14 protein-coding genes are annotated in these 13,189 nt (G+C 60.3%); 8 read left to right on the forward strand and 6 right to left on the reverse strand.

Annotated elements, in window-relative coordinates; genetic code table 11:
• Positions 1 to 21: 21 nt before the first annotated feature.
• The gene (locus C443_RS09525; protein ID WP_005535902.1) at positions 22 to 756 is read right to left on the reverse strand and encodes a bifunctional helix-turn-helix transcriptional regulator/GNAT family N-acetyltransferase; all 735 of its coding nucleotides are present in this window, start codon (positions 754 to 756) and stop codon (positions 22 to 24) included.
• A gap of 186 nt (positions 757 to 942) precedes the next feature.
• Here C443_RS09525 and C443_RS09530 point away from each other — a divergent pair, with 186 nt between their 5' ends.
• A complete protein-coding gene (locus C443_RS09530; RefSeq protein WP_005535904.1) occupies positions 943 to 1,611 on the forward strand; it encodes an RNA 2'-phosphotransferase in 669 nt (222 codons plus the stop codon).
• Positions 1,612 to 1,628: 17 nt separating this feature from the next.
• Here the strand turns inward: C443_RS09530 and gpmI are convergent, their stop codons facing one another.
• Positions 1,629 to 3,188, reverse strand: a complete 1,560-nt coding sequence (gene gpmI / locus C443_RS09535; protein ID WP_005535906.1) for a 2,3-bisphosphoglycerate-independent phosphoglycerate mutase — start codon at positions 3,186 to 3,188, stop codon at positions 1,629 to 1,631.
• A gap of 171 nt (positions 3,189 to 3,359) precedes the next feature.
• On the opposite strand from gpmI, the gene C443_RS09540 reads away from it, so the two are divergent.
• Both C443_RS09540 and C443_RS09545 read left to right on the forward strand, forming a co-directional pair.
• Positions 3,360 to 3,752: a DUF7522 family protein gene (locus tag C443_RS09540; protein WP_005535908.1), complete on the forward strand. Its 393-nt coding sequence runs from the start codon at positions 3,360 to 3,362 to the stop codon at positions 3,750 to 3,752.
• 135 nt (positions 3,753 to 3,887) lie between these two features.
• The gene (locus C443_RS09545) at positions 3,888 to 5,138 is read left to right on the forward strand and encodes a DNA double-strand break repair nuclease NurA (RefSeq protein ID WP_005535910.1); all 1,251 of its coding nucleotides are present in this window, start codon (positions 3,888 to 3,890) and stop codon (positions 5,136 to 5,138) included.
• Positions 5,139 to 5,143: 5 nt separating this feature from the next.
• Here C443_RS09545 and C443_RS09550 read toward each other — a convergent pair whose 3' ends face one another.
• The 3 genes from C443_RS09550 to C443_RS09560 form a co-directional block, all read right to left on the reverse strand.
• Positions 5,144 to 5,446, reverse strand: a complete 303-nt coding sequence (locus C443_RS09550) for a hypothetical protein (protein ID WP_005535912.1) — start codon at positions 5,444 to 5,446, stop codon at positions 5,144 to 5,146.
• Entirely contained in the window at positions 5,446 to 5,796 is a 351-nt protein-coding gene (locus C443_RS09555) for a winged helix-turn-helix domain-containing protein (protein WP_049943986.1), read from the reverse strand. The genes C443_RS09550 and C443_RS09555 overlap by 1 nt, the downstream gene beginning before the upstream one ends.
• An 84-nt stretch (positions 5,797 to 5,880) precedes the next feature.
• On the reverse strand, positions 5,881 to 6,216 hold the full coding sequence (locus C443_RS09560) for a DUF7113 family protein (RefSeq protein WP_005535914.1): 336 nt from the start codon (positions 6,214 to 6,216) through the stop codon (positions 5,881 to 5,883).
• Positions 6,217 to 6,521: 305 nt separating this feature from the next.
• On the opposite strand from C443_RS09560, the gene C443_RS09565 reads away from it, so the two are divergent.
• The 3 genes from C443_RS09565 to C443_RS21195 all read left to right on the forward strand — a co-directional run bounded on the left by C443_RS09565 (position 6,522) and on the right by C443_RS21195 (position 9,771).
• Positions 6,522 to 6,944: a hypothetical protein gene (locus C443_RS09565; protein WP_005535915.1), complete on the forward strand. Its 423-nt coding sequence runs from the start codon at positions 6,522 to 6,524 to the stop codon at positions 6,942 to 6,944.
• Positions 6,945 to 7,239: 295 nt separating this feature from the next.
• Positions 7,240 to 8,025, forward strand: coding sequence for a hypothetical protein (locus C443_RS09570; protein ID WP_152423031.1), 786 nt, complete (start codon positions 7,240 to 7,242; stop codon positions 8,023 to 8,025).
• 498 nt (positions 8,026 to 8,523) lie between these two features.
• Entirely contained in the window at positions 8,524 to 9,771 is a 1,248-nt protein-coding gene (locus C443_RS21195; RefSeq protein ID WP_160163352.1) for a glycosyltransferase family 87 protein, read from the forward strand.
• Positions 9,772 to 9,915: 144 nt separating this feature from the next.
• On the opposite strand, the gene C443_RS09575 is transcribed toward C443_RS21195, so the two are convergent.
• Positions 9,916 to 10,707 (reverse strand): endonuclease/exonuclease/phosphatase family protein, encoded by a 792-nt coding sequence (locus C443_RS09575; protein ID WP_080505473.1) that lies wholly within the window; start codon positions 10,705 to 10,707, stop codon positions 9,916 to 9,918.
• Positions 10,708 to 10,791: 84 nt separating this feature from the next.
• Here C443_RS09575 and C443_RS09580 point away from each other — a divergent pair, with 84 nt between their 5' ends.
• A complete protein-coding gene (locus C443_RS09580; protein WP_005535918.1) occupies positions 10,792 to 12,687 on the forward strand; it encodes an ATP-binding protein in 1,896 nt (631 codons plus the stop codon).
• A gap of 69 nt (positions 12,688 to 12,756) precedes the next feature.
• The gene (locus C443_RS09585) at positions 12,757 to 13,188 is read left to right on the forward strand and encodes a universal stress protein (protein ID WP_005535919.1); all 432 of its coding nucleotides are present in this window, start codon (positions 12,757 to 12,759) and stop codon (positions 13,186 to 13,188) included.
• The last annotated feature ends 1 nt before the right edge of the window (position 13,189 follow it).

Here is a 13,189-nt window from a genome sequence, read left to right on the forward strand (position 1 = left end):
GGTACTTACCGGGAGTCCGTCTCAGTCCAGTCGGCGAGCGAGCATCACCTCGTCGACCAGCTCACCGCCGATTTCGTAGTGGCCATCGCGGACAGCCTCGACCGTCCAGCCGGCCTCCTGCAGGAAGTCGACGGCCCGCTCGTTCGTGGCCGGTAGGCTGTTGTACACCTTCCGACAGCCACGGCTGGCGGCCCATTCGACTCCGCGATGCAGCAGGTGGCTCCCGATCCCGTGGCGGCGGTAGGTCTCCATCACGCCGAGCGTGAGTTCGGCCGTCGACGCGAGTTCGTCCACCTCGGACATGGCGACGTGGACCCAGCCGACGACATCGTCGTCGACGGTGGCGACGAACACGACGCGACAGCGGTTGGGGCCCCAGCGGACGAGTGTGTCCTCGTAGGCCAGTTGCTCGGCGACGCCGGCCGCGATAATATACGGCGCTTCACTGGTCACGTCGCGGATCGTACCGACGACGCCGGAGAGGTCCGGCGGCCGGGACGGCCGTATCTCGTAGCTGACACCGGCCTCGTAGTGTTCGGCCGTCTCACCGTCGTGCAGCGCCACGGTGAGCTTCCCATCATCGGTGGACTCGATGAGGTCGTCCCGTTTGAGAATGGAGACGTGGTGTTGGAACCGCTCGGGGTCGACGCTGATGGCTTCGGCCACCTCCGCGGGCGCGACAGGGCCGTTCCGTTCCACGAACCGATACACGTCGGACCGCTCACCACCGAGTTCGAGGTCTGTTGGGGACGGCATTTCGCTATGGCTCACTGACGACTGTACCTACTTGAAGCTATCCGGCACCGTCACCTGCAGTGGCAGGCCACCTTGGGAGTGGCGCTGCCGTGGTCATCGGTGAGAGCGGCTGGAACAGGCGTTGCTGCCGCGGGCAGCAAACCCCTCCGCATGAGGCTTTTGTACGGTCGTGGCTCAGTCCCGACTATGCCAGACGCGGTTCGTCAGTGTCCCGAGGACGGTTACTTCGAGGGCGACACGTGCCCGGTCTGTGACAGAGCGGGGACTCAAGTTCTCGACGGCGCACGGCGGCGACAGCTCTCGAAGTTCGTCTCGGGCGCGCTCAGACATTTCCCCGACGACGCAGGCATCGAGGTAGACGAAGCGGGGTGGACGGACTTCGAGTCCCTCTGCAATGCAGTCGAGCGACAGTATGACTGGGCTGATGATGCGACACTGGCCGGCGTCATCGCCACGGACCCGAAAGGACGGTTCGAGCGGACGGGAGCCAGTGACGAGGCAGAGACAGCGACCGTCGGCGGCCGTGTCCGGGCGGCGTACGGGCATTCCATCGACGTGACCCTCAACGAGACCGCCGACCCCGTTCCGTCGACACTGTTCCACGGGACTGCCCCGCGGAACGCCGATTCGATACGCGAGGCGGGGCTGAAGCCGATGGGTCGTCAGACGGTCCACCTCTCAGAATCCGTCGCAACAGCCCGGGAGGTGGGGCGTCGCCACGCGGCCGACCCGGTCGTGTTCGTTGTCGACGCCGCGGCGATGCAGGCCGACGACCGCCGGATCGTCAAGCGCGGGACCGAAACGTACACCACTGCCCGCGTGCCGCCGCAGTATCTCTCCGTGCTCGAAAGCTAGCGTGGTCGCGCCGCCCGCTACTCGACCAGCGGCGTGCCAGTCATCGCGTCCGGCCGGTCGATTCCCATGAGTGTGAGCATCGTCGGCGCGAGGTCGGCCAGCGTCCCGCCGTCGCGGGCGGTCCGACCGCCGGCGGTTCCGTCAGGAGAGAGGTAGATGAACGGGACGGGGTTAGTCGTGTGGGCCGTGTGCGGGTCCTCGACGGTCCCCATGTCGTCGGCGTTCCCGTGGTCGGCACAGATGAGTGCGTGCCCGCCGGCAGCCTGAATTGCCGCGATAAGCCGGCCGAGCTGTTCGTCGACGGCCTCGACGGCGGTCACCGCCGCGTCGAAGTCGCCGGTGTGGCCGACCATATCGGGGTTGGCGAAGTTCAGGACCATCGCGTCGGGGTCCTCGGTCTCGATGAACTCGATAGCGGTGTCAGCCAGTTCCGGCGCGCTCATTTCCGGTTGCATGTCGTAGGTCGCCACGTCGGGACTGTCGACGATTTCGCGGCTCTCGCCGTCGAACGCGACCTCACGGCCGCCGTTGAGGAAGTAGGTGACGTGGGGGTACTTCTCCGTCTCGGCCAGCCGAATCTGGGTCCGCCCGGCGTCCGAGAGCACTTCGCCGAGAACATCCTCGGGCTGGTTCGGCGGGAACGCGACCGGCAGGTCGAACGTCTCGTCGTACTGCGTCATCGTCACCAGCCGGGTGTCCGGCGGCTCGGTGTCGGCTCCCCAGTCGTCCGGGCGGATGTCGCCGAGCATCCGGGTGAGCTGTCGGGCGCGGTCCGACCGGAAATTGAAAAAGATGACCGCGTCGCCGCCTTCGAGGCCAGCGTGGTCGCCGACGGTCGTCGGCTCGATGAACTCGTCAGTGGTGTCGCGAGCGTACGACTCCGCGGCGGCCGTGACGGCGTCGTCGGCGTGGTGGTCGCCCTCGCGGTGGACGATGGCGTCGTAGGCCCGGCGGGTCCGCTCCCAGTTCTGGTCGCGGTCCATCGCGTAGTAGCGCCCGCAGACGGTGGCGACGTGGCCAGTTCCGTGCTCCTCGGCATTGGCTTCGAGGTCGGCGAGGTACTCCTCGCCGCCGGTCGGCGAGGTGTCACGACCGTCGGTGAAGGCGTGTGAGACGGCCTCGGTATCACGCTCGCCGGCGAGTTCGATGAGCGCATGGAGATGGTCCTGATACGAGTGGACGCCACCGTCGGAGACGAGGCCCATGAAGTGGACCCGGCCGCCGTGGTCTTCGGCGTGCTCGAAGGCCGACAGAATCGTTTCGTTCTCGAAGAATGGCGGGTCCTGCGCGTCGTCGTCGGGCGGTGATTCGCCACGTGAGCGAGCGATACTGTCGCTGACGCGAGCGGAGTCCTGTTTGACGACGCGGCCGGCCCCGATGTTGAGGTGGCCGACCTCGGAGTTGCCCATCTGACCCTCCGGGAGGCCGACCCGGCGGCCGTGGGTGGCAAGCGTCGACGCTGCGCCTGCGTCTCGGTAGCGGTCGAAGTTCGGCGTGTCGGCGGCGGCGACGGCATCCCGAACATCGTCGTCCGGATTCAGGCCCCAGCCGTCCAAGATGATGAGTCCGGCGTCCATACCCGGTGGGTCACGCGACCGGCGTAATACACTGTCGGTCAGCACCGAACGTGACGGTCGATAATGCGAAATTCGGCAGTGCTGATGGGGCTATTCCCCCGCCTCCGCCCCGCTATCGTTGTCGGTATCTGGAACCCTGAAATTAAGAGGGTGGCCCGCCTTCGGTCGGGCATGACTCGAAATATTCTCTCGGAGGATCTGGCCGACGCAATCGTCACGACAGCCCGGACAGCGACAGGCGATTCGCTCCGCTCGGTAACGTATTTCACACGTGCGAACTTCGAGCAACTCTACCTGCGGGAGGACCTCGAACAGGACGCCGACCTCAACGACTTCGTCGGCCACGAGTGGCAGGGGTACAAGCAGACGAAGAACGCCTATCAGGAGTCCGAACTGGGCGATTATCGCTTCACAGTGCGCGCGTTCTCCAACGGCTACCTCGTGCGGGCGACAACCGAACGACAGGGCGTGCTCATCACCACAGACGGCCTGACCATGCAGTCCTACGAAGAGATCGCCGAGGCGATCGAACGCATCCTCCGTGAAGAGTCCGGCAAGGAGTAATACTGTCGGCTGTAACTGTTACAAGATATTCGCTACCTGGAGTGGCGAAATTCGTCACAGACGTCCAGTCGCCAGTATGAGCACCGAGTCGGCGGGCGACCAAAGGGTTATGCCCGTCCCGGCGAACCCACGGGCATGACGCTGGACCCGGTCCACGTCGACGGGATCGCCAAGCTCGCCGGGCAGGTGCGCGAGACCGTCGAGACGAGTGACCAGGAGGCGGCTGCCGAGGAAGTGTGGGACAACTTTCTGGACCCGCTGTGGCAGGACGGAACGAAGATTCTGGAGCCACTGGACGAGCAGCGCCGCAGGAAGGTCCCCATCGAGGATATCGCGCTGGCGGACCCGCCGTTTCCGACCCAGCACGGCCTGGACTCGGGGACGATCAATCCGACGACGTTCAAGAACGGGCTGGTGCTGGACGTGGCACAGGCGGCGATGGGCAGCGTTCCGTCAGATGTCGAACTCCACCGTGGCCGGACCATCATCATGGCCGTTCATTCGAACGATGCGACTCTGGGGTTCGACGGCGAGTGGCAGGGCGGGGACCGCGGCTACGCCAAGCGGCGCGTCCTCGACGTACCACAGGTCGACCGTTACGAACAGCGGGTCGTCCACGCGCTGGCGCTGTACCTCGCGGAGAGCCAGCACGCACTGACCAACGCCGACATGGTCGAGGACCTGTTCATCCTCGACGGCCCCATCTACCCGACCGGGGTGCTCCGATGGGCCGACCGCGACACCGAACTGGCCGACCTGCTCGCGGAGGACGACCGCCCCAAAACGGTCGTGAACAACTACGTCGACCTCGTCGAGCGGTTCGTCGAGCGGGACGTCCCGATGGTGGGCTTTATCAAGAACTCCTCGACGAAGGCTCTCACGCGTGCATTACGGCGCAAGACCAACGCTCCGTGGGTGAACGATACCGCCTTCTTCCGCCGAATATTGGAGCGCCGCGACGACGAGGGCGAGCGGCAGACCGACTGTCTCACCGCGACGAACTGGTTCCGCTCTCGGGGGGGAACTGACGGCATCATGGCCGCCGACGGCGACGCGCTGGGCATCGAGCGGTCGCTCGACCCAGAAGCGTACGAAGTGACGTTTTTCGTCCTCTACGACCCGCGCTCGGACCTGGTGTTCCGCGTCGAGGCCCCGTACGCGTTCACCCAAGACCCGGACCAACGGGCCAAACTCACGCGACAGATACTCCACGACGTGGCCCGGGAACAGGGGCCGCCACTGGCTATTGGGAAGGCCGACGAACTCGCCAAAATCGACCGGCAGGGCAGCGAAGAACTTACCCGCCGCATCGAGCGAACGTTCGAGACTGACCGAGAGCGGGAGTACAACGACATCCGGTGGGGAGCCGTCGAAGAATCGTTCTGAAGGGGTTAGTCACGACGGGCCAGCACGATAGCGTAGAGGAGGACGAAGAGACCGACGAGTTCCGTGATAGTGCCCGGAAGAGGAAACACCACTCGCGGGAGGACCTGCACGGCACTAAGGGTAACGAGGTACGAGACGAAGGTGAGGAGACTGATTCCGGTAGCCAGTGCGAGCATGGAACGGGTCCGCCGTCGACGGTAGCCAACGAGCGCCAATGCAGCAATGAGCAGTCCGACCCCCGTCTGTGCGAGGTGGAACGCAGTGTTCACGGTAACCCACGTTTCGGCGGAGAGGCCGGCAAAATCCATCAGAGCCCCTCCCAGAGGTCTACCAACGCATCGGCGAACTCGTGTGTCTTTGACTCGACGGAGAGGCTCACGTCGAAGGTCCCTTCGGTGAGACACACGGTGAGTTCGTCCATCTGTGCCTCGTACACGTCTACATGATGCCCGTCATCCGCAATTTGCGTTCGAGCAGAGACGAGGCTGCAGTCCTCAAGCGCGTCGAGACGGCGATACACGGTCGAGAGTGACATGTCGCAGTCGTTGCTGAGTTCAGTTGCTGTCATCGGTCTGTGACTCGTGGCTGCAAGGAGTGCGCGAGCGTATTCGTCGTCGAGGAGGGCAAACACCTCGGTCGGGGACGGGTCCTCGGCCACGTGCAGCGGTTTCACCCGAGACCGTTGTATAACTCACCGGTCGTTCGCTGACTCAGAAAACGGCGGGAAAGCATACCGGTTCGACTACGCCGTCTCGGCCTGCTGAACCGTCACGTCGACTGTCTCGCCGGCCACACCGAGCCGGGCGAACTGCGTCCGGACGTGTTCTTTGGCCGCGTCGATGGCCGCATCGCGCGTCTCGAAGCCGCGAGGCATTGGGGACTCGAAGGCGATTCGGATCTCGCGGTCGCCGATTGACTGGACCTGGCCGCCACTTTCGACCTCGTAGAAGGCGTCACAGACCCAGACGTAGGGCGTCCCCTCGTCCGGCGCGCCGTTGAACTTGGGCGGCTCCTCGCCCGGTTCGTACAGCGTCCCGGTCAGCGCCGTTCCGCCTGCTGTCCCCCGAATAAGCAACATGGTTTCAGATAGGGGTCCCAGCGGCAAAAGATTCTCCCTCAGGCCTGGCGTAAGTGTTCGGTTGAGTTTGAAAGATGATGTAGACGTGCTTTCCCCGTTACGTACCGGAAGCCAAGCCTTGTCAAGAGCGACGGCGGGTAAGGTGCCGATCCCGTGGAAAGTAGAGGTTCAATACAGGACCGGTGTTCAGAGATATCTGGTCTAACGATCACTGTTTGTTTTATTTGCTGGCACACTAATCGAATGGGGGACTCCCTTCTCGGGTGGAGAAACCCTTATCAGATGGGTTGATTCTATGCAGAGGTATGCAATTCAAATTTGATTCGGTCAAGAGAGACCGATTACTGAGCCGCTTCGTCATCACTGGAGTTCTCGGTTTAGTCGCGTTCTCGTTTATACTGGATCGTCAGTATCCTGCTCATTTTGCTGGCTTTTATTCCGAAGCGGCTGAGACAATCCTCGAAAACGAGTTCGTATATCCGCAGCGGATTCCAAACTACACGTCCGGAGGGACACCCTTTGGCTATCCGCCAATTGCGCTGTATCTCCTCGCTGCTCTGAAGTACACCCTGCCAGTATCTTGGCTTCAGATCAGTCTGTACCTTCCTGTGATTATCTATCTTGCCGTCGGATCGGCTTTGGTGTACCTATCCCAACAAGAATTGGACTCTGAGCTACTGGTAACCGGTGCGGTAGTTATCGCTGTGACCCACCCCCGATATCATTGAAGCTACACTACGTGCTATTGGTGTCGTGCGTGGTGTCGCGCTGTTGTTTCTTATTTTGTCAACTACTGTAACGCTTCGAGCTTTCCGCACAGCGCAGTCACGGGATATCCTACTTAGTGGCCTCCTGGTCGGTCTGACCGGATTAACTCACCTCCAGTACGGGGCGGTTGCTGCGATAGTGACAACATTGATTGCCGCTAGTTGCCGATCGCAGACTTGGAAGGACCGTCTGTATACATACAGCATCGTTGGCACGGTTGCACTCGGTGTCAGTCTTCCCTGGTTCAGCACTGTAGTGCTCAACCACGGGCCAGAGATGTTCCTCCGGGCAAGCACGATCTCCACAATCCCGTTCCCGCGAAATCCAGTTGCACACGGTGGTTTTAATCTGACAATTCTCGCCGCTGTTGCACTCACTGGAGTTTGCCACAAATTGTATCAGCGGGAGAACGTAGCACTCGTTGTCGTGCATATCGGCCTTTGGCAATTCTGGCCGCTCCCGACAGGCTGGCTTATTACGGGGTGTGTCTTCGCGGCGGTTGCAGTCTTTGAGACGCTCCCCGTCGTCATCACACATGTGACTACGAAGTACAACAGCCATTCTTTCTATCCACAACGGCAGCATCTCATGGCCGTTGGGGCGATAATCTTGCTTCTGACCACAGTCCCAGCAGGAGTGACAACAGCCAAAAACCTCAACGCATTTATCAGTGAAGACGAAATTGAGACGTATCAGTGGATACAGGATGAAACTTCAAGCGACGCGACGTTTGTCGTGGTCTCATGGTCCAAAGATTGGTTCCCAGCTCTAACTGACCGAACCGATGTCTCCACTTGGTTTGGCAGTGAGTTTGAATATTCTGCTGAGGAATACGAACGAACAAGGCAACAGTATAACTCAGTGGTGAGTTGCGAATCAGCTGAGTGTATCAACGCTACGCTCCAAGCGTACCCCTCAGCAGACTACTTCTATACTAATCGGCACTCCGCCGATGTGGTCCGAGGGCTCAACTCGACAGACACGTACGAGGTTGTCCACAGTAACGGACCTGTCCATGTTGTGAGAATCAACGCGAATTAACACGCCGGGCGTAGATGCTCCCCATCAGGACGGGGTCTCCAAGGGACGGATTGTTAGATTGACATTGATCCACACTCCATTATTGGCGCGTCCTATCGAGAATCACGAACAGTGTCGATATGTCCAAGACGTACACCGGCGGTGTAACAGCCAATTAGTTACGCACACACCGAGACAGACAGTCATATTTCTTGATCTGTAGATATTACACAGGCCAACTATCGGGCCCACCAAGCTGCTACTGGTCGCACCTAATGAGAACGATAGCGGCCCTCATACAGCGTGAGCCAGTACAGCCGCTGGACACTTGGCGGCAAACCTCGCATGGTCTATCTTGCGATCGGTAATCAATACTCTGACAGCTGTAGGGATAGTTCCAGCTAATAACTTTTGTGGACTGTTGCGTAAGCCATCATCACAATGATGCGTCAATAGTTGATGCCGTCTTTTGTTTGGTCTGTCGCCGGACTTTTTTACTTGGTCTTCGATTCCTCCAACATGGATAGTAAAGCTAAATTATTGAATTATATAGATAATACACCAGTTATTTCTAATTACTTTAAATTAGAGAATATCTCGGTGCTTGATCTCACGGTTATTACATACACTCTAGTGCTAACTCTTGGCGGGAGCTTTTTTTATGGAGACACGGATACGGAGGCGTTTTTGTCGGCAGCGGCGGCGGTAATATCTAGTACGGAAGTGTACTCGTTACCACACTCCGCATATTCACCATTGCCATACGTGCTTTTTGCTGCTGTTTTGTCTCCAGCAAAACTGTTGGGTTACTCTATCACGACGCCATACTATTTGACTATTTTAGCACTAAAAGCTGTGTTCGTGGGCTCGCTGGTGATTATTGTTTATTTACCGAGCGATGTTGATCGGCGACTCTGGGCACTACTGGTGCTCGGAACACCACTCACAATCTACTACACAGGTTTTTTCGGTCAGTCAGACGCGCTGGTTGCACTAGCGGTCGTCAGCACACTAGTTGCTGTTCACAATGATCGCTGGATGCTTGCCGGCGCATCGGCCGCAGTAGCTACCTCATTAAAATTGTATCCTGCTGTCATGGCACTCGTGTTGGTTGTTCGCTACCGAGTGCATTATCGTGAGATTATCTTGGGTGCGCTCCCGATTGCCTGTCTGACTGCGGGCCTGATCGTTGGAATGGCACCAGAGAGTATTTTGGCGGCGCTTGATACATCCCACCCGTTTCTCTTGAAAGACCGGCCGATAACGACATTCTCAGCCCAATCTCTAATCAGTGCTTTTCTTGGACAGTCAACAACGCTCGGCCTCCACCTATTTCCGCTAACAACAGGTGTAGCAGCAGTATGGGCAATTCGTGGTGATTTCTCTGTACCCGAAATAGCCTTGATGATTCCGATAATACCGGCGGTATTGGTATATCCGTATGCACCAGTGTACAGATGGCTGCCCGTCTTGTTGGGGCTCGGCTATTGTGCCGCAATAGGTACCGATTTGTTACGCGTCTACGTGACTATGCTGGCTGGTGCACTGTCAATCCGTCCGCTGGTGTATTTACTTCTAATGCCAGTGTATAAATTACCAAACTTCATCGGTCAGGATATGCGATTGTCAGAGCAGGCGGCAAAACCGATTCTGTCACATTGGGCTTGGAGTTCGGTCACTGTTTTGTTGCTTGTATCGGTTCTTGCAATACTGTATACGGTATCTAGCGAACAATCTAATTCCCCCATTGCAGCTTTTCTCCGGTAAAGCTGGGTCATGACTGGTAGGCGTGGCCTCCCGTGGTTAGCTCAAACAGGTTATATACGGAGAATTGTAGGTGCCGCCGATACTATCGTTCCATAATAACGAGATTGAATATTTATACCGTGGGACAGCGAAGCGTTTCGTAGTTCAGGGCTCACAGTCGACCACCACGGGCAGGTGGTCGGAGCCGTAGTGGTCGTCGTCGCGGTCGGCGATGACCGCTCTGGTGTCGACGGCCACGTCCTCGCTGACGAACACGTGGTCGATACCCATCTCGGGGAGCAGGTCGTGGAAGTCGGTTCGGCTCGTCGTCGGGCCGTGGGTGATGGTCGCTGTGTCGCGGGCATCGACGAGACGGCGACCGTCAGGGAGTTCGTGTCCCACAGCGCGCTCGTAGGCCGGTTCGCCAACGACGCAGTTGAAGTCGCCCATCAACACCGCGGGCGCGTCCCAGGCGACAGAATCGAGGTGGTCGAGTACCAGCTCGATCCCTGAAATCCGTGCGTCAGCACCCTGATGATCCAGATGGGTGTTCAGACACAGCAGGTCATCATCGGTGTCGCGGTCACGAAGGCGGGCCCAGGTCGCTACACGGGGATAGGCGGCGTCCCAGCCGACGCTGCTCGGCTCGGCGGGCTGTTCGGAGAGCCAGAACGTGTTCGTGGCCGCACAGTCGAAGCGCTCGGTCCGGTAGCCGATGGCCGTGTGCTCCCCGCCGGCGTCGACGGAGTCACGCGGGTCTCCGACCCACTCGTAGCCGTCAAGCAACACCTCTAGCTCTCGAAGCTGGTGGGCCATCGCTTCCTGAACGCCGATAATATCAGGATTGTGATATTGAATTATCCCCGCCACCAGCCGCCGCCTGTGGGGCCACCCGTCTACCCCATCCCCGGCGGTGTCGTACCGAACATTGAAAGACATCACCCGCGTCGGCTTCATATGCGTTCGTTGACAGCCATCCGGGTAAGGATTCACATTCATGCTGGGGAAAGGTGTTAATCCCCGGCTACCCTGAACTGGGGTATGTCCGACCTCGGGGATTTCACTGATTTCGATGGCGACGACGCGGCGGCCGACGACGAGGCCGCACAGTCGGCCGAGACGGCCGATGACGGTGATAGGGCTGTCGACGCGGCGGCGGGCACTGACCCGACAGCACAATCTACAGACGACGACTTCGAAGATATGGACGTGACACCGGCCGGAACAGACACTGGTCTCGGTGTCCTCTCAGCGGCGAACGGTCTCCGTATCAGCGAGGAAGCGGAGGAAACGGTCCTGCGGGCGTACGTCACCGCACGGAACCGCTCGCGCCTGCGCATCGGAACGTATCTGCTCGTCCCCTACCCAGGAGGAGAGCGCCTGTTCTGTCGTATCAAGGCGCTGGAGTACGCCCAGGAGTTCCACGCCGACGACGCGACCGAAATCCACGCCCGGCGAGCGATGCGTGAGCGGGGCATCGACGAGCGGGATTTCAAATTCATCGCCGAGCTTGAGCCGGTTGCAGTGCTGTACAGCGACGGAGCGACGTCGGAGACGTCGCAAGCAGCCGGCGAAGCCGGCGACGGTGGCGAACTCAAACGTCGGATGACCGACCGGGTCCCCAAACCCGAAACTGTCGTCCGGGAGGCCACCGACAAGTCTGAAATCAAGACCGGTCTGAAGATTCCCGAGGACGGCGTCTTTCTGGGCCACCTCGCCGTCGGTGGGGAAAAGGTCCGCACCGCCGCCGAGCCGCCGACCATCGACTACCGGCTGAAAGACGACTACGTGGCCGGTGACCCGCTCGTGTTCCGGCACACCCTCGTCGCAGGTGGGACTGGGTCCGGAAAGACCCACAGTTCGAAGAACGTCCTGCGGCAGTATCTTGGCCGGACCTACGAAATGGGCGACGGCCGTACGCCCGAACTCGCTGTCGTCCAGTTCGACCCACAGGACGAGTACGCCCAGATGCACGACGACAACCCCGAGATGACCGACGAGTTCGAGCGCCGCTGTGAGCGGGAAGGCGTCGCTTACGGCGGGCATGACGACACCATCGCCTTCGTGCCGAAGGTGGCCGGGGCCGACTACAACGCCAGCCACCACCGCGCCGAGCAGGTGGAGTTCACCATCCCGTTCTCGCTCGTCCACGACAATCCCTGGCTCATCGCCGGCTCCAGCCTGAACGACAACCAGTACGGCGCGCTGGTGAACACGCTGCTCCCGCGGTTCAAGCGCGAATATGGGGAGGGTGGGACCTACAGCGGCTTCCGGACCTTCCTCGGGGACCCCGCACTCAAGGAGGAACTGGACGAGGCGGGCGACGTCCACGAGGCCACGTTCGACGCCGTCAAGCGTCGCGTCCAGGGCTTCGGCGCAGTCTTCGATCAGGATGCCCGGCCAATCACTGACCAGATTTCGCAGTTCGTCCGCGACGGGGGCCTGACGGTCATCCCGACCTACCACATCACTGACTCCCGGACGGCCTCGACTATCGTGCTTGCCGTCTCCAGCCTGCTCATCGACCAGAAGCTCTCGAACGACCCGGACTACGACCGCATCAAGGAGACGCCGCTCGTCCTCGGGATGGACGAGGCCCACAACTTCCTCACCGACGCCGACAGCGTCCAGGGCCGCAAGGTCATTGGGAAGTTCACAGAGGCCGCCAAACAGGGCCGCAAGGAGCGCCTCGGGCTGTACCTCATCACGCAGGACCCGCAGGACATCGCCGACCCGGTGTTCAAACAGATCAACACCACGATGGTTCTCAACCTCGGCGACGAAGACGCCATCTCGGCGGTAAACATCCCCAGCAACCTCGAATCGAAGGTTCCCTACATGGAGAAAGGGCAGCGAGTCGTCTACTCGCCCGATAACTCCGAGCCGGTCGAACTGATCGGCCTGTCGACATGCGTTACCCGTCACGGGCGAGACTGACGAACCGAAGGCCTGCTCACCGATTGCAGCGGGCCGAAGATTCAAACCGGCCCCAGCGGAAGTGGGCGTATGGCAAAGCGAATCCTTGTTCCGGTCGACAGTTCAGATCAAGCAACGGTCGCCTGTTCGTTCGCAGCCGAGGAGCATCCCGACGCAACGATCGTTCTCTTACACGTCATCAACCCCGCAGAGGCCGGCTACAGCGCGGAGGCCTCGATTCCCTCCTTCTCCGAGGAGTGGTATGAACAACAGAAAGCCACAGCGGAGGACCTCCTCGACGACCTCGAGGCAGAAGTGACTGCGGCCGGTGTCGAGTCCGTCGAACGCGTCATCGAGGTCGGGCGACCAACGAAGGTCATCGTGGAGTACGCAGACGACCACGACATCAACCAGATCGTCATGGGGAGCCACGGCCGCTCGGGCATGTCCCGTATCCTGCTTGGTAGTGTTGCTGAAATCGTCGTCAGACGAGCGTCCATCCCCGTAACCGTCGTCAGATAGC

Source organism: Haloarcula argentinensis DSM 12282, assembly GCA_000336895.1.
Lineage (GTDB): Archaea > Halobacteriota > Halobacteria > Halobacteriales > Haloarculaceae > Haloarcula > Haloarcula argentinensis.